The following is a 24,805-nucleotide window of genomic DNA, read 5'->3' on the forward strand; positions in this document are numbered from 1 at the left end:
AAAGCGTCTCGGTGCTCGTGTTGATGCTTTCGATACACGTCCCGTTGTTGAAGAACAGGTAAAGTCCCTGGGCGCATCTTTCGTTAAGATAGACCTGGGTGAGATGGGACAGACCGATCAGGGCTACGCTAAGGAGCTCACACCCGAGCAGATAGCTAAACAGCAGGAAGCTCAGGCTAAGGTGTGCGAACGTTCAGATATCGTCATCACTACCGCTAAGGTATTCGGTAGAAAGGCTCCACGCCTTATCGGCAAGGACGTTCTTGACCGCATGAAGAAGGGCGCAGTTGTTGTAGATATGGCAGTTTCCACTGGCGGTAACGTTGAAGGCTCAAAGCTCTTTGAGGACGTTGTTACCGAAAACGGCGTTACTATCATGTGCGGCGATATGCTTGAAAGACAGGTACCTTACGATGCATCAAAGATGCTCTCGGGTAACTTCTACGCATTCCTGACCCACTTCTATGATAAGGAAAGCAAGGAACTCAAGGTAAATCTCGAAGATGAGATCATGCGTGGCTGCCTGCTCACACAGGGCGGACAGATAATCCACGAGCGCTTCAAGAATAACTGATTCTTGGCGAATGAATCGAAAACGTTTTCTTAAAAATGATCAGGAGGTAAAGTAAAATGGCGACAGGCGAAATTCTTTTGCTGGTATTCGTGTTCGTTATCGCAGGATTCCTGGGCGTAGAGCTTATCTCGAAAGTGCCCTCGCAGCTGCATACACCCCTTATGTCGGGTACAAACGCGATCTCGGGCATCACTATTGTCGGTGCGATATCTGCAACAGCAGTAGCACTCCAGACAGATGGTATGCTCAGCAATATCTGCGGATTTGCAGCGATAGTTCTGGCAACTATAAACGTTATCGGCGGCTATCTGGTAACAGACAGAATGCTTGGTATGTTCAAGAAAAAAGGGGAGGATAAGAAGTGAATTTTGAAAATATCCGCACCGTCTGCACGACAGTGCTCTATATGGTATCCTCTGTACTGTTTATAAGAGGCATCAAGCTTCTGGGTAAGGCAGACACAGCACGTAAGGGTAATCTGATGTCTTCCGTAGGTATGCTCATCGCAGTAGTTACCGTGCTTTTCGAGAAAGATGTCACAAAAACAGTCACCAAAAACGGACCTATTAACAACGCATATGTCTGGGGCGTTGCAGCAATCGCTCTCGGAAGCATCATCGGTGCTATCTGGGCTAAAAAGGTAGAAATGACAGGTATGCCACAGCTGGTTGCTCTGTTCAACGGCTTCGGCGGACTTTCCAGCTTACTGGTGGCACTGACACAGTACATGACAGCCGAAAACATCAATACATTCTCAGCTATCGCACTAGGACTTACAGTAGCCATCGGTGCAATCGCATTCACAGGCTCGGTAGTTGCATGGGGCAAGCTGAGCGGCAAGATGTTCAAGAAGAACGTAACAATCCCTGCCAAGAACGCTATAAACGGCCTGCTGGCAGTTGTGGGACTTGTAGGCGTTGCTATCTACGCTCTGAGCATTGCAGGAGCAGTTGATGCAAGTGTAGGCACCATCGGTATAATCATCGTAACAGCTGCTTACCTTATACTGGGCTTCACAATGGTAGTTGCAATCGGCGGCGGCGATATGCCCGTTATCATCTCCCTGCTGAACGCTTTCTCGGGACTTGCAGCTGCATTTGCAGGTCTTTCCATCAGCAACAGCGTGCTGGTAGTATCCGGTTGTCTGGTAGGTACTTCGGGACTTATCCTGACCCTCATCATGTGCAAGGCTATGAACAGAACTCTTTACGCACTGCTGTTCAGCAGCTTCGGCGCAACCAAGAAGGGTGCTGCAGGCGAGCAGAAAGAGCCCAAGTCCATGTCTGTTGAGGACGCATATCTCATCCTCGAAGCAGCAAGCAGCGTAGTATTTATCCCAGGTTACGGCATGGCTGTTGCTCAGGCACAGCACGCTGTAAAGGAACTCTGTGACAAGCTTGAAGCTAACGGCGCAGAAGTAAACTTCGCTATCCACCCCGTTGCAGGACGTATGCCCGGTCACATGAACGTACTTCTGGCTGAGGCAAACGTACCTTACGAGCAGCTGAAGACCGCTGACGAGATGAATCCCCAGATGTCAAACACAGACGTTGCCATCGTTATAGGTGCAAACGACGTTGTTAACCCCTCCGCTATCAACGACGAAAGCTCTCCTCTTTACGGAATGCCTATCATCAACGCATTCGAGGCTAGAACTGTTTTCGTTCTCAAGCGTGGTAAGGGTACAGGTTTCTCAGGCGTTGAGAACCCCCTGTTCACCAACGACAACACCGTTATGATCTACGGCGACGCTAAGAATACTGTGGCTCAGCTGGTTAGTGAGTTTGAGGAATAAAATGAATGGGGGCTGAAAAGTCCCCATTTTTTGAGGTGATAAAATGAAGTATCGCGTTAATGATACGCTGACACTTTGCAAGGGCAGGACTGTTTCAATAGAAAATGACCTGACGGCATCGGGTGAAAAATTTGATACTGCTGATGTTGATAGCGTAATAAGAAACGCCGTTGTTATCGGCTCAGATTCTGTCTACAAGGCTGATATCGCCATAACTGACGGCAGGATATCTGCCATAGGCGGGGCTGACGATAAGGCTTGCAGGCAGATAGATGCCGAGGGGCTTGTTCTTACGGCGGGGCGAATTCGCACCGTGAGCGGATCTCTGGATTCCTATATGCTGGAAGAACTGCTGTTCTCGGGCGTTTCTACACTTACTTTTGATTCACAGCCCAGTGATAATGATATCAAGATGATGCTGGAACACCCCATGAACTACTGTGTCTGTTTTGACGGTCATCAGCATGATTCAGACGAACTGTTGCACCATGTGGGTGATGTGGCTGTGGGCAGGATAGCAGATCTGTACATTTGGAAGTGTGAAAAGTTCAACATTGCGCCCGAAAAGATAATCAAGTTCGGCAGATGTATCTTTGACAGAAGCCTTACAGACCGCAAAGACATTATCTACGCACTTTCCTATGATACCACCCGCAGACCTGCAAGGTCAGCATCGGTATTCTTCACCTCACATAATGACGTAAATGGCTACTTCGGCAGACTTTATGAGACCGAACACACTATGATCGCTCTTGACACAAAAAAATAACACCCACCATAAAATCAAGTGGGTATATTACCAAAAAATCGGGAACGCAGATGCGCTCCCGATTTTGTTATTTCTTGTTTGCCACAGATATACGGTTGACTGCTCTTTTGAGCTGTCTTTCAGCAAGGTCGAATTCAGTGCGGCTCGACTCGGCTTTGAGCTGTTTTTCAGCCCTTGCCTTTGAACGCTCGGCACGCGCTACGTCTATCTCATCAGACCATTCCACTGCCGATGTAAGCACCGTTACTGCGCTATCCTCCGATACCTTGACTATGCCGTCTGATATCGCAGCACTGCGGAAATTTCCGTCAGCTTTAATTTTAAGCTCGGAAGGCACTATGCTTGCCACATAAGGCGCATGACCTTTCAGTATGCCCACATAGCCCGAGGTAGTCTTTGCCACCAGCTGTTCGGCATCGCCCTCAAAGAATATCTTCTCGGGGGTCAGTACTCTTAACTTGAAAACTGCCATAGTTTCCGCCTTTCGTTAGTTTTCTTCTGCCGACTTCTTAGCCTTTTCCACAGCTTCATCGATAGAGCCTACGAAGAGGAATGCGCTCTCGGGCAGGTCGTCATGCTTGCCTTCGATTATCTCCTTGAATCCGCGGATAGTTTCTTTCAGCGGTACATACTTGCCCTGATAGCCTGTGAACTGTTCAGCCACGAAGAAAGGCTGTGACAGGAAACGCTGTATCTTTCTCGCACGGGATACGGTCAGCTTATCCTCATCGGAAAGTTCGTCCATACCCATGATTGCGATGATATCCTGAAGTTCAACATATCTCTGGAGTATCGACTGTACCTGTCTAGCCACCTGATAGTGCTCGTTGCCAACTATCTCAGGGGTCAGTATACGTGATGTTGACTCCAACGGGTCAACTGCGGGGAAGATACCCAGTGATGCTATGTTTCTCGAAAGAACTGTGGTAGCATCCAGATGTGCGAATGTAGTAGCAGGTGCGGGGTCTGTAAGGTCATCAGCAGGCACGTAAACTGCCTGTACCGATGTAATCGAGCCCTTGTTGGTAGATGTGATTCTCTCCTGAAGAGCGCCCATCTCTGTTGCAAGAGTAGGCTGATATCCAACGGCTGAGGGCATACGTCCCAGCAGTGCCGAAACCTCAGAACCTGCCTGAGTAAATCTGAATATATTATCGATGAACAGCAGAACGTCCTGACCTTCAACATCACGGAAATACTCTGCCATGGTCAGTCCAGAAAGACCAACTCTCATTCTTGCTCCGGGTGGTTCATTCATCTGACCGTATACGAGAACGGTCTTGTCGATAACTCCCGACTCTTTCATTTCCCAGTAAAGGTCATTACCCTCACGGGTACGCTCACCAACGCCTGTAAATACGGATATACCGCCGTGCTGATTGGCAACGTTGTTTATAAGCTCCTGAATAAGAACTGTTTTACCAACACCTGCACCGCCGAACAGACCTATCTTACCGCCCTTGAGGTAAGGTGCGATAAGGTCGATTACCTTGATGCCTGTTTCCAGTATCTCATTAGCGGCAGTCTGCTCCTCGTAAGAGGGAGGCTCGCGGTGTATCTCCCAGCGTTCAGCTGTTTCTGGTGCGGGGAGGTTATCTACGGGGTCACCCAGCAGATTGAACATTCTCGAAAGAGTTTCCCTGCCCACGGGAACAGATATAGCTCTGCCCGTATCCACAGCGTCAACGCCTCTGACCAGACCGTCAGTTGAGGACATGGCGATACATCTTACCACATCATCGCCGATATGCTGTGCGACCTCGACCACCAGCTTGGTGCCGTTATTGTCTATCTCAAGCGCATTCAGAAGGTTAGGCATATGATCTTTTTCAAAGCGAACGTCAACGACCGCTCCGACGATCTGCACTACCTTTCCTATGTTAGTGCTTTCCATTATCTGACTTCCTTTCCGAACTCATAGTCTGCATACAGCAACTGCCTGTCTGCTACGCAAACTATGCCGCACACATAATTATGAATTATGAATTATGAATTATGAATTGTCATTAAGGCTTGCCGAGCTTATCTCGGTTATCTCCTGAGTGATCTGTGCCTGTCTTGCACGGTTGTACAGCAGTGACAGCTTATCGATCATCTCGCTTGCGTTGTCGCTGGCGGATTCCATAGCCGTTCTTCTCGCCGCCTGCTCGGAAGCGAAGCTGTCAACTATGGCGGAATACAGCATTCCGCCCATATATTCGGGTATCAGGCTGTCGAACACAGCCTCGGGAGATGGGTCGTATATGGTCATGGGGTGCTTTTTGCCAAGGTATTCCAGATTTTCCACTGGCAGAATCCTCAGGTGCTGAGGTTCCTGTGTCATAACCGATACGAATGTGGTATAGATCAGCTCCACTGCATCGAAATCGCCTATCTTGAATCTGTCGATGACCTTGTTGGCTATCATCATCGCATCGACCAGCTCGATTCCCTCGGCTATCTGCGGGAAACCCTCGATCAGCTTGTATTCGCGCTTCTCGAAATACTCCACAGCCTTTTTGCCTATCGCCATGATAACGGCTTCTCCGCCGCTTTCTGCTATCTCATCAGCCTTGCGCTTTGCAAGCTTCAGAACATTGGAGTTGAAACCGCCCGCAAGTCCTCTGTCGCCCGCTATGACTATCAGCAGCACCGAATTCTTGAACTTTTTCTTGGTGAACACCGAGGTGAACTCATGGTCGCGGGATATATCCGCCATCACCTGAAAAACGCCCTCAAAGAACGGGTGTACCGCTTCGGCTCTCTCCTTGGCTTTCCTCATCTTCGAGGACGCCACCAGCTGCATAGCCTTGGTTATCTGCATGGTGCTTTCCACGCTTTTTATACGGCGCTTAACGTCCTTCATGTTAGCCATAAGCCGTTCTCCTTACTTTTGCTGCATAAACTTCTCCGCAAATGCTTTCAGCACTTCTTTCAGTGCCTTCTCGTTCTCTGCGGTGAGTTCCTTTGTATCACGTATGGACGCAAGGATATCGGGGTGAGATTCATCGAGGAAAAGGAACAGATCCTTTTCGTACTCACGTATATCCTCAACGGGTATAGTTTTTAGGTAATTATTTACAACAGCGTAGATTATAACTACCTGCTTCTCAACATCAACAGGGGAGTTCTTGGACTGCTTCAGAACTTCCACGATACGCTCGCCCTGTGCAAGTCTGTCCTTGGTATCCTGGTCGAGGTCTGAACCGAACTGTGAGAAGCTCTGCAGCTCTCTGTACTGAGAATACAGCAGCTTCAAAGGACCCGATACCTTCTTCATAGCCTTTATCTGAGCCGAACCGCCGACACGGGATACCGAGATACCTGGGTTAACGGCAGGTCTTACGCCCGAGAAGAACAGCTCGGTCTCCAGGAATATCTGACCATCAGTGATGGATATTACGTTTGTGGGTATGTACGCTGAAACGTCGCCCGCCTGTGTTTCGATGATAGGCAGAGCGGTTATCGAACCGCCGCCGTTCTCTTCGTTCAGGCAGCAGGCTCTTTCAAGCAGACGGGAGTGCAGATAGAATACATCGCCGGGGTATGCTTCACGACCTGTAGGTCTTTTCAGCAGCAGCGACATTGTTCTGTACGCAACAGCGTGCTTTGAAAGGTCATCGTAGATACAGAGCACATCTTTGCCCTGTAACATGAAATATTCAGCCATAGCAACGCCTGCATAGGGAGCTATGTACTGCAAAGGCGCCATCTCCGACGCGGTAGCCGATACTACTATGGAATAATCCATAGCGTCGTTCTTTGTCAGCGTATCAACAATATTCGCAACTGTTGATATCTTCTGACCGATAGCGACATAGATACAGATAACATTCTTGCCCTTCTGGTTGATGATAGTATCAAGGGCGATGGTGGTCTTACCTGTCTGTCTGTCGCCGATTATAAGTTCACGCTGACCTCTGCCCACGGGTATCATGGAGTCTATAGCCTTGATACCTGTCTGGAGGGGTCTGCTTACTGATTTTCTTGTGATTATGCCGAATGCGGGGCTTTCAACGGGTCTTGTCTCGTTCGTGAGTATAGCGCCCTTGCCGTCGATAGGTGCGCCCAGCGCATTTACAACTCTGCCCAGCATAGCTTCGCCAACGGGTACGGATACTATCCTGCCCGTTCTCTTAACGTTCGAGCCTTCTCTGATGCCTTCCTCGGTACCCAGCAGAACGCAGCCGACAAAATCCTGTTCCAGGTTCATCGCCATGCCGTATGTGCCGTTCTCGAATTCCAGCAGCTCGCCCGACATACACTTCTCCAGTCCGTTGACCCTTGAAATGCCGTCGCCCACCGTACATACAGTACCCACATCATCGAGCACCAGCTTGGTACGGTAGTTCTTTATCTGTGATTTTATCAGACCTGTTATCTCATCAGGACGTAAATTCATAATTTTCCGTTCCCTTCCGTATGTTTAAATGAAACTTCGCCTTTACGCGATAGTGTTCGTTATCTGAGCTTTCAGCTTTTCCAGTCTTGTCTTTACGCTGGAATCCAGCTCAGTATTGCCGTAGCGCACCACTATACCGCCTATTATCGACTTATCGATCTGCTCAGTCAGCACGATGCGTCTGCCCGTGGTCTTGCTGAGCTTATCTGTAAGGCGGTTCCTGATTTCTGCTGTCATCGGCTGTGCGGTAACGGCAGTAACTTCCAGCAGACCCAGCTTATCGTTGTACATCTGCCTGAATTCGCCGTATATCTCACCGAGCCTGTCAGCTCTGTTCTTCTCGGCAGTCAGACACAGAAAATCCAGCAGCAGAGCATCTATCTTATCTCCGAAAACAGCTTTGAGGCTGTCTGCCTTTTCCTTGCCTGATATCAGCGGTGATGCCAGAAATCTCAGATACTCGGCACATTCCTTGTCTTTCATGAGCTCCTGAAACTCGCTGTAATCGCTGAAAACCTTTTCCAGCTTATCCTGCTCGGTACAAAGCTCAAACAGCGCTGTGCTGTAAACCTTGCCTACTGTCTCAGCCATCAGTTTTCACCCACGTTATCAATGAATTCGCCGATCAGTCTTTCGTTATCGGCGCTGCTCAGGTCTTTTTCAATAACAGCCTGTGCCGCCTGGAAAGCGATATCGGTGATATCGTCCTTTATCTTGTTTACCGCGATCTTCTTCTCGCGTTCGATCTCGCTTCTTGCCTGCTCGGTGATGCCCTTGGCTTCGACCTTGGCATCAGCGATTATCTCATCGCTTCTCTGCTGAGCCTTGCGGGTAGCCGCCTGGATTATCTTAGCGGATTCTTCCTTTGCACCGCTTATGCGCTGTTCGTAATCCTCCTCCAGCTTTTCGGCTCTCTCCTTGGCTTCGTCCGCCTGTTTATAGGTCTCAGCGACCTCGTTCTTTCTGTCCTCAATGACCTTGTTCACTTTGCTGAACAGGAAATGTTTCATAACAAGGAACAGTATAAGCAGGTTGAGCCATGTAGCGATGATCGTAGTGAGATTTACCGACAGAAAATCGGTAACGTCACCTCTCGCCAGTATCATATGCAAAACCTCCCTTATATCAGAACACTGTACATATAAGCTATATTACAGCTTGCCGATAAAGGGGTTGCCGAACATCAGTATCAGCGCAACAACGAAAGCGTAGATACCTGTTGACTCTGCCATTGCGACACCGATGAACATTGTTCTTGTGCAGTCGCCCTGAGCTTCGGGCTGTCTTGCGATGGATTCGATAGTCTTACCAACAGCGTAGCCCTCACCGATACCGGGTCCGATACCTGCGATCATTGCAAGACCTGCACCCAGTGCGGAACAACCTAATACAAATGCCTTATCACCTAACATAATAAAAACCTCCAAAGTTTTGTTTACCTATATTTGTTCGCAGTTATACTGCGTATCTAACATTATTATCTCGTCTGAACGAGTATTGATCTGCGGTCAGCTTTTAGCTTTGAGTTCATCAAATCCGCAGGCCACTGTACATTTGCTGTCGCTGTACTCGGCATACCAGTAATGACGGTCATCTATCACAAGATAATCTGCATCGCAGTCATGCTTTGCGGTGAACCTGTATTTCAAAAACACAAATATCCGCCCGTCAGCTTTGCTGATATATGTTTCCTTTACGATATTTCCCGATGCCAGTTCTTCATCGACTATGCGTTTTATAGGCGCTGACAGCTTAGCGAGATGTTCTTCGCTTATCATTCCTCAGCCGCTGCCGCAACGTTTACCATTGTCAGGGTGGAGAATATATAAGCCTGTATACAGCCTGAGAACAGGTCGAAATAGATACTCAGCACGGCGGGTATACCTACCTGTAATATGCTGAGTGCCCATGCACCGAATTCAAAGTGAACATGGAGCGCAGTTGAAGCCGCACCCAGTGCGGAATAGAGAAGTCCTGTTATTACCATGCCGCCCGCAACGTTACCGAAAAGACGGAACGCCATAGATGCGGGAGTTGCTATCTCACTTATGATATTCAGCGGGAATATGAAGAATACAGGCTGTCCGAAACTCTTCAGGTATCCACCGAAGCCGTTTGTCTTTATCTTGGTGTAGGTTATCAGAATAAATGTGAGTATCGCCCATGCGGCTGTAACGTTTATGTCCGCCGTCATCGACCTAAGACCCACCATGCTTATCAGTGCGCCAAGCACCGCAGATACCAGCAAAGCGCCTATGTAGGGGGCGTAATACATCATCTTTTCGCCCATCGACTGCTTTACCATGCCGTTGACGAAGTTCACGAACATTTCCGCCACGATCTGCCGTTTGCTCTCGGGCTTCTTTTTAAGGTCTTTTGTAAGCCACAGACAAAGCAGTGTCACCACAGCGATTATCAGCCAGCCCATGACTACCGTTTCGGTTATTATCAGAGGTCCTATCTCAAAGACTATCTTAGGACCGTCGCCCAATCCGTTCATAAAAAGCTATCCTTTCCTGCCGAAAAACTGATCGGCTGTAAGTATCATTTTCGGGAAAAGCTGAGGTATCAGTATCCCCGTGAAGTTTGCAATACCTGTATATGCGGCGGCACAGCTGAGTATTACCAGTGATGCTACCCTTACTGCGTAGCACACGCGCATTTTGCGCACAGCAGATTTTCTGTCCAGCTTTACTGCGCTTTCGCAGCTTCGTCCGAAGTATTCAAACTGAGCGCACATAAATCCGTAGCCCAACAAGAATCCCAGCAGCTGTGCAAAGCTGAATCCCCAGAACAATGTGACAGCAAATCCTATGACTGTCAGCACCGCGCCCCACTTGTATATCATCACAAGCAGTGGCCTTGTCACCGAGGCATTATCACCCGAAAGCTTTGGTTTTTCACGGTTTTCCATGTATTAGCCCTGCCTTTCGGTTTGAAATACACTCGCACATACAAATTAATTATAGCATCTTTTCTTTTCTTTTTAAAGGGGTTTAAAGTATCTGCAGCAAGTTTTACAATTTGTTAACAAAATGCTCTCGAAGAAAGGGTATAATTTCTTGAAAATGGGGTAAGTACAGTGCATAAATATGACCATTGGTCATTTGTTGGTATTATAATATCATATCCTGCTAGTTATGTCAATTAGCAAAATGACCAATAGTCATTAATTGCCTAAAAAATGTAGATGTTTGCATTCTAAAAAAACTTTGCTGAACTTCCATCGTTTATATCCAATAAAACAAAATGCAACAAAAAATTCACTACATCTTGACAATTTTTGCTGGATATGATAAAATTGTACTATATTTAATAGGAAAATAGCAAATATTTATTTTCAGCGCAGCAAAAAATCGTGGAAGGGGGCTTACTATGATCGTTGAGGGTTATGAACTGCCGAAATACAGCGTACTTATGTCGGTCTATGATCAGGAGCTTCCCGAAAATCTGAATCAAAGCCTTGAATCTATGTTAAAGCAGTCCTACCCGCCATCGGATTTTGTGCTGGTATGCGACGGCAAACTGACCAATGCGCTGGACGTAATAGTAAAATCTTTCCAGAACGAGTATAAAGATATATTCCGCATAGTGCGCATAGATGAGAATGTGGGCGCGGGCAAGGCGGTCAACAAAGGCATAAAAGCCTGCCGCTATGAGTATATAGTCCGCATGGACAGTGACGATGTATCACTGCGCGGAAGGTGCATGAAAGAAATGTTCCTGTTTGCGGTGAAGCCCGAACTTGATATCGTCGGAAGTTTTGTAGAGGAATTCGATGACCTTACGGACAAGACCCTTACGCTGAAAAGAGTTCCGCTGGAACAGAAAGAGATCCTCAGTTACTCTAAGCAGCGCAACCCTTTCAATCGGCAGACTGTGGCTTTTCGAAAAAGCAAGGCGCTGAAGGTGGGGGGGTATAGTGATCTCAAGCTTTGCGAAGATTATGATTTTGCCGTAAGAATGCTGGCAGACGGTGCAAAGGGTCAGAATATCCCCGAGGTGCTGGTGAGATACAGGGTCAGTGAAAGCACACCAAAGATAAGAAGCAGCTGGCGTCTGACAAAGGGCTTTATCGCCGTGAGGTGGAAACTGTTCACTGAGGGCTACATAGGTCTGAGAGATTTCTTCACGCCCTGTTTTTTACAGCTGATTCTTTTTATATTTCCAATGCGGTTCACGCGATGGTTTTACAGAAAATTCCTGCGTGATACAAAGATCACTCCCCCGACTGCAGAAGTTCTCGGGCGCGATCAGAAATGAATATCAATAATGAATAGTGGATAATAAAGGTGTCTGCACAGCAGACGAGTTTTAAAATATCATCGTGTAAAGCGTTACCTTTATTATCCATTATATATATTATCGTATATACGAAAGGGGTGATACCTGGCAGACAGAATCACACACAGGGTATGGATAAACGGAGGGTATACAAATGAAAAAAATCAAAAGGATCCTTGCGCTCACAATTGCACTAACGATGAGCTCAGGTCTGATCGGGTGTACAAACAGCACCAAGGAAGAAAAAGGAAAGAAAAAATCGGACAATGCAGAAAGCAGATCTGACGATAACAGCTCAGCCGAGGAAAAGCCTGCTGTAGCAGAAACAACGGGCGACTTTGATCTTTCGGACTTCACATCGGATTACGATGTCCCCGAAGATTTCTCCCTTGAACTTGAAGCAGAGAAGGGTACTTTGCTGAATGAAGCGATGTTTATGGACAAGGCTTTCGCAGGGGAGTTTTCAGGTGACGGATATGTTGCCGTGTATGAAAAGGGCGACGAGGTGACATTCGATATCGAACTGCCTACAAAGGGCAGCTACAACGTGATACTGCGCCTTGCAACCGACAATGTGAATTCGGAAAACCTTATCACGTTAGACGGCAGTGCGGTCAAAAAGTTCACATCAAGCGAACCCAAATTTGCGGAAGTCACCGCTGAAAACGTACTTCTTGATGGTGGTTCACATACGCTTGGTGTTCGTGCGGAAAAAGGGCATATATATGTTGATACGCTGAAGATAGTTCCAGCTGCGGCAGTTGATATCACGCAGTATGAAGTCACGGCGACGCTGTGCAATCCCAATGCCAGCGACAACGCAAAGCGTCTTTACAGCTTTCTGCGGGCAACATACGGCAAGTACACCATATCCGGGCAGTATTCTGGGGATAACATGGGTTCTGAAGCCCGTGAGTTTATCGAGATAAACAAGCGTACAGGCAAAACTCCCGCGATTCTCGGCCTTGATGTTGTGAATCTCGGCATATCCACCAAGATAGATCATCAGGCAGGCGGCGGAGATATGGTACCGATACAGGCGATGGACTGGTACAACAATCACAACGGAATAGTGACACTTTGCTGGCACTGGCACGCTCCCGCGCAATATCTTGAAGCGAACGGTCAGCCCTGGTGGAGAGGATTCTACACCGACAGCACGAATTTTGACTTGGGCAAGGCTATGAGCGGAGAGGACAAAGAAGGCTATGATGCCATAGTTGCCGAGCTGGATAATATGGCTGAACAGCTGAAACCTCTGGCAGAAGCCGATATCCCCATACTGTGGAGACCTCTTCACGAAGCCGCGGGTGATCCGAAATATCCCAACAATGCCTGGTTCTGGTGGGGCGCTTCGGGCAAGGAACCATATCTGGAACTCTACAAGCTGATGTACGATAAGTTCGTGAATGAGTATCATCTGGATAATCTCATATGGGTATGGAATGCCCAGAACCAGAGCTGGTACCCCGGTGACGAATACGTTGATATCGTCGGCTACGACTGCTATCCTGCGGAACAGGACAGTTCTTCACAGAAGTACTACTATGATTTCCTGAAAGAGTGTTCACCTACAGGCAGCAAGATCATCGCTGAGACTGAAAACGGAGCAATGTTTGACCCCGATGCCGCTTTTAACGAGGGTACCAGATGGGCATATTTCAGTACATGGAACGGCGAGTTCGCCATAAAGAACAGTCAGCTTTCCGATCAGTATACCACTTTTGAGATGTGGGACAAGATCTATTCAAGCGACCGAGTTCTTACACTTGAAGAACTCCCCGACCTCAAAAAGTGGCCCATCGAACTTGAAGCATACCTCGCCTCAAAATAAAGATTAAAAAAGACCGCGGACGGTTCCGCGGTCTTTGCTGTTTGTATGGGAATATGGGATAGTTTCTTTTGTTGCAGATGTTCGCTTACAGCCCCTTGCCCAGAGCCGAAGCGTGCTTGATTTCTTTCGGGGTCATGAACATACCCAATATGTAGGTGCTCATGATATCCGTATCTTCGATAGTTATTTTCTTTCCGTCGATCCTGAGTTCCTTAACGGCGGTCTGCCCGTCGGGAGCTCTGCCGAATACCATTTTGTATTCAACGCCATCTTTGTCGATACCGGTGAACGTCACTTTGTTGACGCTGAAATCGAACCACCAGTGACATTCTTCAAAATAGCTGTCGAAAGCTTCGCCGTAGCTGCTGCTTTCAAGCTGGATGTTATCGTTCAGGTTGAAGTCGTAATTTGTATGGGATACTATGAATACTTTTCCCACCGCATACAGGAACATACCGACGGTGATGATTATGATGAACTTTATAACATTGGCTAAACCATTGCTGAAAACGCTTCTGTTGGCCTGCTTACCGCTGCCTGTTCCCGTTGAATAGGGGTTGGTCTTAGTATCCTTGCGGGGATCGTAGTTGTCGGGATGATGTTCTTTGCGGGCTTTAGGTGTGCCGTAATTCTCATCGAGCCTGTCCATCTGTCTGCCCGACCTTGTGGCTGCATAAGGCGTCTGAGTCACCAGCCTTGATGCAGTGAGCCCGTCACGCTCCCTGTCAGTTGAAAATTGATTTCTTTTACCCAGCTCAGCGCCGTTATAAGCCGGGATAACCTTTCCGCAGCCCGGGCATATTTTGGCAGAGCTGTCAACGCTCGCACCGCAGAATCTGCAAGTTATGTTCATTGAAACTTCCCTTTCCTTTCAAACTTTGCTCGGGGATCAGATATATCTTATTACCCCTACAACCCGTCCGAGTATCTCCACATTATCAAGTATTATCGGATCCATAGTATCGTTTTCGGGCTGAAGTCTGAAATGACCTTCTTCTTTGTAGAAAGTCTTGACTGTAGCGTCGCTGCCTTCTACCAGTGCAACGACTATCTGTCCGTTCTCGGCAAATGAAGTCTGTTCAACTACAACAGTATCACCGTCGAGGATAGCGGCGTTTATCATGGATTCGCCGCGTACTTTAAGGGCAAACAGAGGATTTCCGTAATGCCTTGCAGGCTGAAAGCTTATATATTCGCTCACATATTCTATGGCTGTTATGGGAGTACCCGCTGTTACAGTACCCACAAGAGGTATCAGCATACCGCCGCCGCCCACCAGCTTTATCGCGCGGTTCTGGTTGTCGCTTTTTTCAAGGAAACCCTTAGCGGTCAGTGTTTTGATATACCTGTGTGCGGTTGAAGTGGATTTGAAGCCGAAATGGGCGCATATCTCCCTTACCGTAGGGGGATATCCATCCTCAACTCTCTCTTTAATAAATTCAAATACCTTGCGCTCGTTATCGGTGACTTTCATATGCTCCTCCTTTGCGGCAGCTGTGTCAGTCGTTCTCTCTCAGTTTCTTTGCCAGTTTCTTCGCTAGTTTGTAAACATCTCCGCAGCCGAAGGTTATCAGGATATCTCCCTCTTCGGCATTCTTGATTATATAGTCGATGCATTCATCGAAGTTCTTTTCCTTCTGCTCGGCGGTCTGCTTGTCAACGACCTCATGGGGAGTATCGAACCAGACAGCGTTCTTGGTCTTAGTGCCCAGCATTTCGGTGTAGATGCCGTGCTCGTTCTTTTCGCGGCTGCCCATTATATCCGTTATAACGGATATATCGGCTATCTCCAGCGCTCTTGCGAAATCGTCCATCAGTATCTCGGTGCGGGAATAGGTAAAGGGCTGGAACACTGCCCAGACTCTCTTGAAATCAAGACCCTTGGCTGCGCGGAGAGTAACTTCTATCTCCTTGGGGTGATGCGCATAGTCATCAACTATGGTAAGACCCTTTACCTTGTCTATCAGCTGGAAGCGTCTTATGGCGCCGTGGAAGCTTGCAAGACCCTTGGCAGCAGCTTCAAAGGAAAGTCCCGAATACCTTGCGGCAGCCATAGCAGCAAGTGCGTTGAGCACATTGTGGTCGCCGGGGACATTTATCTCAGCCTCGCCTAGAACTTCTCCCTTATAGAATACGGTGAACTTGGTCACCAGACCCTTTTTGCTGATTATCTCGGCAGAATAATCATTAGCCTTATCCCAGCCGAAGCTTATAAGCTCCTTGCCCGATATGCCCTCAAGTGATTTCCTTGTATTGGCATCATCGCCGTTGTAGATAACAGCTTTGGTAGCCATATCTGCAAAGGAGTGGAAGCTTTTGATTATATTTTCGATAGTCTTGAAATACTCCAGATGATCCGCATCAACGTTGAGTATTATTGCACAGTCTGGGTGGAGCTTCAGGAAATGATCCTGATACTCGCAGGCTTCACAGACCATATCCTTTGATCTGCCCGCTCTGCCCGAACCGCCAATGCTGGGCAGCTTGCCGCCGATAACACAGCTGATGTCCTCACCTGCATCAACGAATATCTGTGTCAGCATCGAAGATGTGGTGGTCTTGCCGTGGGTGCCACATACGCAGAGTGCGTTATCGTACCAGCCGGTTATAACGCCGAGTATATCCGCTCTCTCGCATACGATGGCATCGCTTGCCTTTGCTGCGATCAGCTCGGGGTTATCCGCCATTATCGCCGCGGTGTATATTATAAGCTCAGCGCCCTGGATATTCTCGGCTCTCTGTCCGAGGAATACTTTTATACCTAACTTGCGTACTGCTTCGAGCGTTTCTGTCTCGTTATTGTCCGAGCCTGAGATCTCGTATCCTTTTGTATGGAATATCTGCGCCAGCGGATACATACCCGAACCGCCGATGCCGATAAAATGAACTCGCTTTATTTTACTGAGTGCTTCTTCTGTCAGTACCGAACTCATGTAAAGTTCCTCCCTGTATGAAAACATTTATTCTATTATATTATACTACACTTTTCAAAAAAAATATTGACATTTTAAGAATATTTATTTGCTATGTGGTAAACATATTCTCAAATAACAAATGCGGCCATAAAATCGGAGCGATTTTCGTATGATTTCCGCAATTAAAGTGAGGGTATAGGGCAGTATGGAGATATCAGGTATAAAAATAAGAAAGATAACAAACATCGGTCGGTTGAGGGGTATAGTCAGCGTGACATTTGATGATGTATTGGCAGTACACGATATCAAGGTGGTGCAGGGAGAACGCAGACTTTTCGCGGCTATGCCCAGCAGGCGTGACGAAAACGGGATATACCGTGATATAGTTCACCCAATAACCGCTACGGCGCGGGCAGATATCGAGAACAGGATACTTCGGGCGTTTGAAGAGGAATGTATCCGCAGGGGTATATCAATTGATAGCTGATAGAAAGCGTAAACCACGCAAAGTTTTTCTTGCTCACAAAACAGGCGATTAAAGGACAGATGTTATTGCCTCGAAAACGTTTCCAAAAAATTAATGATAGGATATGTTAAGAAAAGTATAGTATAAACTATTCAAATCCGCGTGCTGTGTGCTATAATGAATAATATTTCAAAAAAGAGAGTAAGTAAGAAGACAGACATATCAAGGGAGGAAGAATATGTTTCAGCTCAGGTGGCTTTGGGCGAACCTTAAAGGCAGCCGCGCGGTGTATATCTGTGCGCTGGTGCTTTCGGTAGTCTGCAACGGAATGTTTGTGGCTGCACAGTATTTTCAGTCAAAGATAATCGATACTTTTGTATCCAACAAACAAGCCGCGGAAAATCTGCGGGATCACAGGGATCTTCTGCTGTGGCTGATCGCGGGCATGATAGGTGTAACGCTCCTGCGAACCAGCCTTACCTATACCTGCAATATGTACTATGAAAAGGCTTCGCAGGCGATGATATACAGGATACGCACTCACCTTTTCCGCAAAATAGAGAATCAGGATATGGATTTCTACGACCGCTACCGCACAGGCGACCTGATGACAAGGCTCACAGGTGATCTTGATATGGTAAGGCACATGGTATCCTGGGTAATAAGCAATACCGTGGCGAATCTCGCGCTGTTTGTGGCGTCGATGGTTTATTTCTTTACTATCGATTATCGTACGGCACTCTGCATAATGACCATGACACCTGTTATATTCTTTGTGACGAGGCTGTTCTCCCGCCATGCGGGACCCGCTTACCGTAAGGTAAGAGAAACTTCCTCAGCGCTTAACACTGCGGCACAGGAAAATATCTCGGGCAACCGCGTGGTCAAAGCTTTTGCAAAAGAAGACTACGAGATAGAAAAGTTCCGTCAAAAGGACGAGGAATACCGCGAATCGAACATCAAGGCGGCTATGGTATGGCTGAAATATCACCCCTTTATAGATATCGCGGCGGGTGCACTTTCGGTCATACTGCTGATATGCGGCGGATATTTCATGATAAAACAGCACCTTACCATGGGTCAGTATGTGGCTATATCGGGACTTCTCTGGGCTGTGGGCAACCCCATGAGGAATATGGGTACCTATGTCAACGATTTCCACCGCTTCATGGCATCGGCGGGCAAGGTAATAGAGATATACTATGAAGCACCCCGCATAGTTGACAGGGAAGACGCCCACGAGAACAAGGAGAAACTCCGCGGCGATATTGAGTTCAAGAATGTTACTTTCTCCATCGGCGAAAAGAAGATACTGGATAACGTCAGCTTCAAGATCAACGCAGGTGAGACTGTTGTAATAATGGGTGAAACAGGCAGCGGCAAGACCACCCTTGTTAACCTTATACCAAGATTTTTCGACTGCGACAGGGGAGAGGTGCTTGTGGACGGCAGAAATGTACGTATGCACAAGCTGCACACCCTGAGAAGCAGTATAGGCATAGCAACGCAGGACGTTCTGCTGTATTCGGATACCATAGATTCAAACATAGCCTATGGCGACAGCGATATGGAAGAAGAGTATGTAAGGCGTTGTGCCGAGCTTTCAGCGGCGAGTGATTTCATCGAGAAACTGCCCGATAAGTATGAGACTATCGTCGGCGAGCGCGGTGTCGGTCTTTCGGGAGGACAGAAACAGCGTATTTCGCTGGCAAGGGCGATAGCCGTAAGACCCGCTGTGCTGATACTGGATGATACCACCTCGGCGGTGGATATGGAGACTGAGCATTTCATTCAGCAGAGCCTCAGCGGCGGTCTGGATTTTGAATGTACCAAGATAATCATAGCCCAGAGGATATCCTCCTCAAAAAATGCGGATAAGATAATCATTCTTGAAGACGGAAAGATATCCGATATGGGTACCCACGAGGAACTTATTTCCCGTGAGGGCTATTACAGGCAGATATACGAACTCCAGAGCGGCATAAACTGCGCAGTAGAAAGCGGGGTGACGGTATAATGGCAAGAAACAAATACGATGTGGACGAACAGCTTGAAAAGCCATTTGACTTCGCCCATTTAAAAAGGTCATACGTTTACATAAAAAAGTATAAGGGCAAAATGATACTTTCGCTGCTGATAAGCATGGCGGCGGCAGTATGCGGCCTTGTGGGACCGCTGATAACTCAGCGGGCGCTGGACGTTACTATACCAAACAAGAACGTTAAAGAACTCATTCTTCTGGGTCTTGCCCTGCTGGGATTCAGCGTACTTGGCACGGTGCTTGGCAATATCCGAGGACGTATAATGACTGTTGTAGGTCAGGACATAATCTTCGATATCCGCGAGGACTTGTTCGCACATTTGCAGAAATTGCCCTTCACCTACTACGATGACCGTCCCCACGGTAAGATACTGATACGTGTTATAAACTATGTAAACTCCGTATCGGATATGCTTTCAAACGGTATAATCAACTTCGTTATGGAGATACTGAATATGCTGTTCATACTGGTGTTCATGGTGATAGTCAGCCCCAAGCTGACCATTGTGGCGATGTCGGGTCTGCCTTTGTTTATAATGGTAATGTTTGCCATCAAAAAGCAGCAGCGTATCGCATGGCAGGACGTTTCAAACAAGTCCTCCAACATGAATGCCTACTTGCAGGAAAACATCGTCGGCGCAAGGATAACTCAGGTGTTCACCCGCGAAGAGGAGAATGCCGAGATATACGACCATCTGAACGAGAAGTACCGCAAGTCATGGATGAGGGCGGTAAAGTATTCGAACCTTGTTTGGCCTGCTACGGATAATATTTCAACGCTGATAAGGGCATCGCTCTTCATCGTGGGACTTCTGGTCCTTCCGCGGGAAACAGTATCACTCGGTGTGCTAGCGGCTATGACGGGCTATGCGGGAAGATTCTGGCAGCCTATAATGAACATCTCAAATATCATGAACAACTTTATCAACAACGTTGCATATCTGGAACGTATATTTGAAACTCTGGACGAGCCTGTTACCATTACCGATAAAGAGGGTGCTGAGGAACTTGGCGATATAACAGGTCAGGTGAGTTTTGAGGACGTTACCTTTGGTTATGAGAAAGATATCAACGTGCTTGAGCATCTTTCCTTTGATGTTAAGGCAGGTGAGAGCGTTGCGCTTGTAGGACCTACAGGAGCGGGCAAATCCACCATAGTATCCCTGATATCACGATTTTACGATATCGAACAGGGCAGGATAACCGTGGACGGTGTGCCGATATCCGATGTTACACTGAAGTCCCTCCGCTCAAAAATGGGCATAATGCTTCAGGACAGCTTTATCTTTAGCGGTACGATAATGGATAACATTCGTTACAGCAAGCAGGACGCCACCGACGAGGAAGTCCGTGCGGCGGCTAAAACTGTCTGTGCAGACGAATTCATATGCCGAATGGATATGGGCTACGATACCGAAGTAAACGAGCGCGGCAGCAAGCTTTCGGGCGGCGAGAAACAGCTCATAAGCTTTGCAAGAACTCTTCTCAGCGACCCCAAGATACTGGTGCTGGACGAAGCAACATCTTCCATCGATGCAAAAACAGAAGCACTTCTGCAAAAGGGTATAGAACGTTTGCTGAAAGGCAGGACATCTTTCATAATTGCCCACAGATTATCAACTATCCGCAACTGTGACCGCATAATGTACATCGACGAAAAGGGTATCCTGGAAAGCGGTACCCACGACGAACTGATGGAAAAACGCGGTGCTTACTACGACCTCTACACTTCACAGTCCGCATAACATAAAAACACCTTCGTACCGTGCGATGGTACGGAGGTGTTTTTATAATTATCCCACAGGTTGAACGTCATAATAAAATCTGACTATCCCTTTGCCACACCACATAAAATGCCGAATCAACAGGGATATATTATGCTGACGTTATCTTTTCCCCGCCTGCGGCGGGGGAAAAGATAACCGCCAAACTCTCATTATGTTCCTTTGATCGATGTTAAGTCAGGTGTGTCAGCAGGATAACCATATAATAAAAGGCACTTCTGCCAAAAGAACGACAGAAGTGCCTTAAATACTATTTTACTGTATTTACTGCTTTTTATCAGCTCAGGAGCTTTTTGCCCTTTACGTGTGCAGCTATCTTGGTAACATCAGTGCTGTTGACTTTGCCGTCTTTATTTACGTCAGCACGCTGGAAAGAAGCTGCATCGAGTAACTTCTTACCCTTTGCATGAGCAGCAGCCTTTGTAACGTCGGTAGTGTTGATCTTACCGTCACCGTTAACATCGCCGAGCATGAAATCTACTAAAGTGCTCTTTTCAGCTATTGTAAGTGTGATGCTTGCAACAGCAGTGCCGTTAGCGTTCTTGACAGTGATAGTGGTATTACCCATGCTCTTGAACGTTACCTTGCCTGTATCGTCGATGGTAGCGACTTCAACATTGCTTGAAGACCAGGAAAGCGCATCTTTTGCTTCTGCGCCGCTTGCGGTGGTCTGCTTGCAGCCGAATTTGTAGCTCTTGTCTTTATAAGCCAGGGTTACCTTGCCTGTGAGGACCTTACCGTTCTGGGAAAGGATTGTCAGCTTTGAAGCAACGCGGTCATTATCAATGAATGTTACCTTGCTGGAGTTCTTCGCTGCATATTCCTGTGCTGTAGAATTGCTTGTACCGTAAAGTATGATCTTACCCTTGTTTCTTGTAAATACGGTCTTGCCAAGTGTTACAGTTCCGTTCTGACCAAAGTCAACGCTGTCAAGGTTGTGGCAGTCATTGAAAGCTTTATCAGCTATGGACTTCACGTTCTTGCCCAGTACAGCATTTCTCAGATAAATGTTAGCGCCGCAGGCACACTGTTCGATAGTTTCAACGGAATCAGGAACAACATATTTTGGATCACGTTTAGCAACGGGACGGGCGTGCAGGATCTTCATATCCTTGCTGTAAAGAATGCCGTCAACGCTTACGTATTCTTTATTATTTTTATTGACGTTGATGGCTTCCAGAGGAGTGTAGCCGTTCTTTTCAACTTCTTCCTGCTTGATGTAGATGTTGAGCATGGACATACTTATATCTGAAGCAGATGCGGGCAGATTGAGAACTTGCATACAGAAGTTGTTCTCGAATGCCTTGTTTCCGATGGAAGTGAGAGATTCTGGTATAGTATACTCGCCGTCCTTTGCGGATACTGTTCCGAGGGTGTGCAGGTAATAGCAGTAATAGAATGCGCTGTCACCCAGCTTAACAAGAGTTTTTGGGGGCAGAACTACCGTTTTGAGGTTGGTATCCTTGCTGAAGCAGCTTTCCGGTATCTCTATGATGTTTGAATTGTTAAAATCAACAGTATTAAGTGCTACATTTTCAGAGAAAGCGGCTTTGCCCAGCAGAAGCGTGTCTCCGTTAGCGGGAGTGCCGAAAACGATCTTGGTAAGAGCTGTCTTTGTGAATGCGTTAGCATCTATCTTGGTAAGGCTGTCAGGGAATGTAGAAGTTGTGCCGCCGCTTGATGAGGTGAATACAGCCAGTTTTTCGTCGCCGCTGAACGCACTGCTGCCTATGGTAGCAAGAGCAGAGCCCTTTTCCCACAGAACCTTTGTCATTGATGTACAGCCGCTGAAAGCTTCGCTCTTGATGACACTTACGTTCTTGGGGATCGCAGCACTTTGCAGGTTTTTGCAGTTCTTGAAGGTAGAAGCGTTGATCGTGTCAATGTGAGTAAATGCAGATGCACCGCTCTTGGTGTGAGGCATTTTCTTGAGTGACTCGCAGTCAGCAAATGCTGAATCACGTACCTGTTCGATGGTATCGTTCATTGTTATATCTTCCAGAGCAGTACACTTTTGGAAAGCAGAGGAACCTATAGTGGATACACTTCCAAGAAACTCGATTTTCTTAAGAGATGTACATCCATAGAATGCTTTCTCAAATATATTGTTTACTCCTTTTGGCATGAGTATAGTATTGTTTGAATTTCCAACTTCGTTTGAACCAAGCAGGCCTGTGCATCCGCTGAAAGCAGACTCACCTACAACAGCGAACTGAGAATTACTAGCAAAGTTTATGTACTTGAAGGCGGGGCAGTTTTCAAAACCGCTTTTCTGAACACCGCCAAGAGTTGCAGGGAACTGTAAAGTATAGGAAAGCTTTGTTGCGTTGCTGGGTGTGAGTGTTTCAAGTTTTTCACAGTTCTTGAAAACGCAGCCATCTTTAGTACCGATTATGCCAAGGTTCCTGGATACAATTACATCTTTAAGTGCTTTACAATCCTGGAATGTGTAATCATCGAGGGTTTCAACTGCATCGGGGATCCTGATACCTATCAGAGAACGGCAGCCTTTGAATGCACTTTTTCCTATCGAGGTAGCAGAATTGATATTTGCCTGAGTCAGACCGGAACAATTTTCAAAAGTGTTATCGGCGATCACCTGCCATGTTGCAGGCAGTACTACCTTGTCCCTGGTCTTGTTAGAATCGGATCTGGGATACAGAGACAGTACCCAGCAGCCTCCGAAAGCTCCCTTGCCAACGGTTGTCAGGTAATCGGAAACAACTACCTGCTGAAGCTTTTCACAGTTTGCGAAAGCAGATGCACCGATAATGGTATTGGCGGTTGGCAGATCTATGCTTACGAGTGATTTGCAGTTTGCAAACGCGTTTATGCCGATGGATTCGCAGACAGAACCCGCGGCACCACCCTCAAACGTGAATTTGGTAAGCGCTGAACAGTCGCGGAATGTTTCACCGGGTATCGAGGTGAAGTTGCTAGACCATGTGAAGTTCTGCAAAGAGGTGCAGCCCTTGAATATACTGCTTCCGCAGATGATAACATCAGATCCGTTTGGAAGTCTGTTATAGTTAAAGCCTGTAACGTTTACGGCAGTAAGGCTTATGCAGTTCGCAAAAGCGCTGGAGCCGATATTGGAAAGGGCATCATTACCGCTGAATCTGACGGTTTCCAGATCCTTACAGCCTGAGAAAGCGGTGTTGCCTATGCTTATCAGATTGGCGGGAAAATTCAGGTTCTTGATAGCGGTGTCATTTGTAAATGCACTGTTTCCGATGGAGATGAGATTTGCGCCGAACTTTATGTCAATAAGCTGAGGAACGCCTGAAAATGCTGAGTTATCTATTTTTTCGATGTTTGAAAGATCAAGAGTAGTACCCGATGTACCCACAAGATGATCGCAGTTGCTAAAAGCGCTTGTGCCAATGGTATTGATCTTGCTGCCGAAGGATACGGTCTGAAGAGCTTTACATCCGGAAGCGAAGCTTGAGCCTACGCAGGTCACGAGGTCATCTTTGAAGTTGATATGAGCAAGGTTCACATACTTGCTCAGCTTTGCGGTGCTTGAGGAAGGAGCATTAAGTGTAACTGTCTTACCGTCAAGAGAACCTGCAAAATTAATGATATCGTTTTTCAGACCACTCATATCAATATTCAGAGTAGTAGCACTGGCACTAACACCCAGGTATTCGTAAATATTTGTGGGTGTGATCACGATATCGCCGGTGTTTGTCTTAGTTACAGTGACATTTCCGATTACAAGTTTTGTATCAGCCGCAGAAGCAGTGATAGTATCTATCGCGGAAAAGCCGAAATTTGTGTTAGCAGGTATGCATGAAGCTACCATAAGCATTGCTGCCACGCCTGCTATGATCTTCTTTCTCATTTGTTTCTTCCTCCTTCAGGAATGTTCATAGTTTTATGTTGCTGTCCGAAAAATCGGGTACAAATGTACAAAATAATTATAACACATTTTTTACATTTATGCAATAGGCTGTATCGAT

Annotated in this window: 22 protein-coding genes and 1 pseudogene; 9 read left to right on the forward strand and 14 right to left on the reverse strand. The window is 47.1% G+C overall.

What is annotated here, in order from left to right:
• From BMY75_RS13025 to BMY75_RS13040, 4 genes and pseudogenes are all read left to right on the forward strand, one after another.
• Positions 1 to 574, forward strand: a pseudogene (locus BMY75_RS13025) (NAD(P)(+) transhydrogenase (Re/Si-specific) subunit alpha); the annotation flags it as partial.
• A gap of 56 nt (positions 575 to 630) precedes the next feature.
• Complete coding sequence (locus BMY75_RS13030; protein WP_024855976.1) at positions 631 to 939, forward strand: NAD(P) transhydrogenase subunit alpha part 2; 309 nt, start codon at positions 631 to 633, stop codon at positions 937 to 939.
• Positions 936 to 2,369: an NAD(P)(+) transhydrogenase (Re/Si-specific) subunit beta gene (locus BMY75_RS13035; protein WP_081350552.1), complete on the forward strand. Its 1,434-nt coding sequence runs from the start codon at positions 936 to 938 to the stop codon at positions 2,367 to 2,369. The genes BMY75_RS13030 and BMY75_RS13035 overlap by 4 nt, the downstream gene beginning before the upstream one ends.
• 43 nt (positions 2,370 to 2,412) lie before the next feature.
• Positions 2,413 to 3,138, forward strand: a complete 726-nt coding sequence (locus BMY75_RS13040; RefSeq protein WP_074834474.1) for a hypothetical protein — start codon at positions 2,413 to 2,415, stop codon at positions 3,136 to 3,138.
• A 67-nt stretch (positions 3,139 to 3,205) separates the two neighbouring features.
• Here BMY75_RS13040 and atpC read toward each other — a convergent pair whose 3' ends face one another.
• From atpC to BMY75_RS13090, 10 genes are all read right to left on the reverse strand, one after another.
• Positions 3,206 to 3,610 carry an ATP synthase F1 subunit epsilon gene (gene atpC / locus BMY75_RS13045; RefSeq protein ID WP_074834476.1) on the reverse strand — a complete coding sequence of 135 codons (405 nt, stop codon included), beginning with the start codon at positions 3,608 to 3,610 and terminating at the stop codon, positions 3,206 to 3,208.
• Between the two features lie 15 nt (positions 3,611 to 3,625).
• Positions 3,626 to 5,032: a F0F1 ATP synthase subunit beta gene (atpD, locus tag BMY75_RS13050; protein ID WP_074834477.1), complete on the reverse strand. Its 1,407-nt coding sequence runs from the start codon at positions 5,030 to 5,032 to the stop codon at positions 3,626 to 3,628.
• A gap of 99 nt (positions 5,033 to 5,131) precedes the next feature.
• Positions 5,132 to 5,992 carry an ATP synthase F1 subunit gamma gene (gene atpG / locus BMY75_RS13055; RefSeq protein WP_074834479.1) on the reverse strand — a complete coding sequence of 287 codons (861 nt, stop codon included), beginning with the start codon at positions 5,990 to 5,992 and terminating at the stop codon, positions 5,132 to 5,134.
• Between the two features lie 12 nt (positions 5,993 to 6,004).
• The gene (gene atpA, locus BMY75_RS13060; RefSeq protein ID WP_074834482.1) at positions 6,005 to 7,519 is read right to left on the reverse strand and encodes a F0F1 ATP synthase subunit alpha; all 1,515 of its coding nucleotides are present in this window, start codon (positions 7,517 to 7,519) and stop codon (positions 6,005 to 6,007) included.
• Between the two features lie 42 nt (positions 7,520 to 7,561).
• A complete protein-coding gene (gene atpH / locus BMY75_RS13065; RefSeq protein WP_074834484.1) occupies positions 7,562 to 8,110 on the reverse strand; it encodes an ATP synthase F1 subunit delta in 549 nt (182 codons plus the stop codon).
• Entirely contained in the window at positions 8,110 to 8,625 is a 516-nt protein-coding gene (gene atpF, locus BMY75_RS13070) for a F0F1 ATP synthase subunit B (protein WP_074834487.1), read from the reverse strand. The genes atpH and atpF overlap by 1 nt, the downstream gene beginning before the upstream one ends.
• Positions 8,626 to 8,670: 45 nt before the next feature.
• Positions 8,671 to 8,931 carry an ATP synthase F0 subunit C gene (gene atpE / locus BMY75_RS13075; protein ID WP_024857849.1) on the reverse strand — a complete coding sequence of 87 codons (261 nt, stop codon included), beginning with the start codon at positions 8,929 to 8,931 and terminating at the stop codon, positions 8,671 to 8,673.
• Positions 8,932 to 9,027: 96 nt separating this feature from the next.
• Complete coding sequence (locus BMY75_RS13080; protein ID WP_074834490.1) at positions 9,028 to 9,297, reverse strand: hypothetical protein; 270 nt, start codon at positions 9,295 to 9,297, stop codon at positions 9,028 to 9,030.
• Positions 9,294 to 10,019, reverse strand: coding sequence for a F0F1 ATP synthase subunit A (locus tag BMY75_RS13085; protein ID WP_074834493.1), 726 nt, complete (start codon positions 10,017 to 10,019; stop codon positions 9,294 to 9,296). The genes BMY75_RS13080 and BMY75_RS13085 overlap by 4 nt, the downstream gene beginning before the upstream one ends.
• 6 nt (positions 10,020 to 10,025) lie before the next feature.
• The gene (locus tag BMY75_RS13090) at positions 10,026 to 10,433 is read right to left on the reverse strand and encodes a hypothetical protein (RefSeq protein WP_074834496.1); all 408 of its coding nucleotides are present in this window, start codon (positions 10,431 to 10,433) and stop codon (positions 10,026 to 10,028) included.
• 461 nt (positions 10,434 to 10,894) lie between these two features.
• Between BMY75_RS13090 and BMY75_RS13095 the strand changes: the two genes are divergently transcribed.
• Positions 10,895 to 11,782 (forward strand): glycosyltransferase, encoded by an 888-nt coding sequence (locus BMY75_RS13095; RefSeq protein WP_074834499.1) that lies wholly within the window; start codon positions 10,895 to 10,897, stop codon positions 11,780 to 11,782.
• Positions 11,783 to 11,957: 175 nt separating this feature from the next.
• A complete protein-coding gene (locus tag BMY75_RS13100; protein WP_074834501.1) occupies positions 11,958 to 13,637 on the forward strand; it encodes a glycosyl hydrolase in 1,680 nt (559 codons plus the stop codon).
• An 85-nt stretch (positions 13,638 to 13,722) separates the two neighbouring features.
• On the opposite strand, the gene BMY75_RS13105 is transcribed toward BMY75_RS13100, so the two are convergent.
• The 3 genes from BMY75_RS13105 to murC are packed head-to-tail and all read right to left on the reverse strand — an operon-like array spanning position 13,723 to position 16,570.
• Positions 13,723 to 14,490: a zinc ribbon domain-containing protein gene (locus BMY75_RS13105; RefSeq protein WP_074834503.1), complete on the reverse strand. Its 768-nt coding sequence runs from the start codon at positions 14,488 to 14,490 to the stop codon at positions 13,723 to 13,725.
• Between the two features lie 36 nt (positions 14,491 to 14,526).
• Complete coding sequence (gene lexA, locus BMY75_RS13110) at positions 14,527 to 15,111, reverse strand: transcriptional repressor LexA (RefSeq protein ID WP_074834505.1); 585 nt, start codon at positions 15,109 to 15,111, stop codon at positions 14,527 to 14,529.
• A 25-nt stretch (positions 15,112 to 15,136) separates the two neighbouring features.
• Positions 15,137 to 16,570, reverse strand: a complete 1,434-nt coding sequence (gene murC / locus BMY75_RS13115; RefSeq protein ID WP_081350553.1) for a UDP-N-acetylmuramate--L-alanine ligase — start codon at positions 16,568 to 16,570, stop codon at positions 15,137 to 15,139.
• Between the two features lie 187 nt (positions 16,571 to 16,757).
• Here murC and BMY75_RS13120 point away from each other — a divergent pair, with 187 nt between their 5' ends.
• The 3 genes from BMY75_RS13120 to BMY75_RS13130 all read left to right on the forward strand — a co-directional run bounded on the left by BMY75_RS13120 (position 16,758) and on the right by BMY75_RS13130 (position 20,804).
• A complete protein-coding gene (locus tag BMY75_RS13120; RefSeq protein ID WP_074834507.1) occupies positions 16,758 to 17,039 on the forward strand; it encodes a SpoVG family protein in 282 nt (93 codons plus the stop codon).
• Between the two features lie 217 nt (positions 17,040 to 17,256).
• A complete protein-coding gene (locus BMY75_RS13125) occupies positions 17,257 to 19,035 on the forward strand; it encodes an ABC transporter ATP-binding protein (protein WP_074834509.1) in 1,779 nt (592 codons plus the stop codon).
• Positions 19,035 to 20,804, forward strand: coding sequence for an ABC transporter ATP-binding protein (locus BMY75_RS13130; protein ID WP_074834511.1), 1,770 nt, complete (start codon positions 19,035 to 19,037; stop codon positions 20,802 to 20,804). Before BMY75_RS13125 ends, BMY75_RS13130 begins: the two co-directional genes overlap by 1 nt.
• A gap of 316 nt (positions 20,805 to 21,120) precedes the next feature.
• Here BMY75_RS13130 and BMY75_RS13135 read toward each other — a convergent pair whose 3' ends face one another.
• Complete coding sequence (locus BMY75_RS13135) at positions 21,121 to 24,687, reverse strand: leucine-rich repeat protein (RefSeq protein WP_074834514.1); 3,567 nt, start codon at positions 24,685 to 24,687, stop codon at positions 21,121 to 21,123.
• Positions 24,688 to 24,805 lie beyond the last annotated feature (118 nt).

Origin of the sequence: Hominimerdicola alba (assembly GCF_900109655.1) — a bacterium.
Taxonomy (GTDB): domain Bacteria; phylum Bacillota; class Clostridia; order Oscillospirales; family Ruminococcaceae; genus Hominimerdicola; species Hominimerdicola alba_B.

Bases quoted from the DNA above. Each gene is read 5' to 3' on its own strand.
- BMY75_RS13030 (WP_024855976.1), top strand. From the start codon at position 631: ATGGCGACAGGCGAAATTCTTTTGCTGGTATTCGTGTTCGTTATCGCA.
- BMY75_RS13040 (WP_074834474.1), top strand. From the start codon at position 2,413: ATGAAGTATCGCGTTAATGATACGCTGACACTTTGCAAGGGCAGGACT.
- atpC (WP_074834476.1), bottom strand. From the start codon at position 3,610: ATGGCAGTTTTCAAGTTAAGAGTACTGACCCCCGAGAAGATATTCTTT.
- atpD (WP_074834477.1), bottom strand. From the start codon at position 5,032: ATGGAAAGCACTAACATAGGAAAGGTAGTGCAGATCGTCGGAGCGGTC.
- atpG (WP_074834479.1), bottom strand. From the start codon at position 5,992: ATGGCTAACATGAAGGACGTTAAGCGCCGTATAAAAAGCGTGGAAAGC.
- atpA (WP_074834482.1), bottom strand. From the start codon at position 7,519: ATGAATTTACGTCCTGATGAGATAACAGGTCTGATAAAATCACAGATA.
- atpH (WP_074834484.1), bottom strand. From the start codon at position 8,110: ATGGCTGAGACAGTAGGCAAGGTTTACAGCACAGCGCTGTTTGAGCTT.
- atpF (WP_074834487.1), bottom strand. From the start codon at position 8,625: ATGATACTGGCGAGAGGTGACGTTACCGATTTTCTGTCGGTAAATCTC.
- atpE (WP_024857849.1), bottom strand. From the start codon at position 8,931: ATGTTAGGTGATAAGGCATTTGTATTAGGTTGTTCCGCACTGGGTGCA.
- BMY75_RS13080 (WP_074834490.1), bottom strand. From the start codon at position 9,297: ATGATAAGCGAAGAACATCTCGCTAAGCTGTCAGCGCCTATAAAACGC.
- BMY75_RS13085 (WP_074834493.1), bottom strand. From the start codon at position 10,019: ATGAACGGATTGGGCGACGGTCCTAAGATAGTCTTTGAGATAGGACCT.
- BMY75_RS13090 (WP_074834496.1), bottom strand. From the start codon at position 10,433: ATGGAAAACCGTGAAAAACCAAAGCTTTCGGGTGATAATGCCTCGGTG.
- BMY75_RS13095 (WP_074834499.1), top strand. From the start codon at position 10,895: ATGATCGTTGAGGGTTATGAACTGCCGAAATACAGCGTACTTATGTCG.
- BMY75_RS13100 (WP_074834501.1), top strand. From the start codon at position 11,958: ATGAAAAAAATCAAAAGGATCCTTGCGCTCACAATTGCACTAACGATG.
- BMY75_RS13105 (WP_074834503.1), bottom strand. From the start codon at position 14,490: ATGAACATAACTTGCAGATTCTGCGGTGCGAGCGTTGACAGCTCTGCC.
- lexA (WP_074834505.1), bottom strand. From the start codon at position 15,111: ATGAAAGTCACCGATAACGAGCGCAAGGTATTTGAATTTATTAAAGAG.
- murC (WP_081350553.1), bottom strand. From the start codon at position 16,570: ATGAGTTCGGTACTGACAGAAGAAGCACTCAGTAAAATAAAGCGAGTT.
- BMY75_RS13120 (WP_074834507.1), top strand. From the start codon at position 16,758: ATGGAGATATCAGGTATAAAAATAAGAAAGATAACAAACATCGGTCGG.
- BMY75_RS13125 (WP_074834509.1), top strand. From the start codon at position 17,257: ATGTTTCAGCTCAGGTGGCTTTGGGCGAACCTTAAAGGCAGCCGCGCG.
- BMY75_RS13130 (WP_074834511.1), top strand. From the start codon at position 19,035: ATGGCAAGAAACAAATACGATGTGGACGAACAGCTTGAAAAGCCATTT.
- BMY75_RS13135 (WP_074834514.1), bottom strand. From the start codon at position 24,687: ATGAGAAAGAAGATCATAGCAGGCGTGGCAGCAATGCTTATGGTAGCT.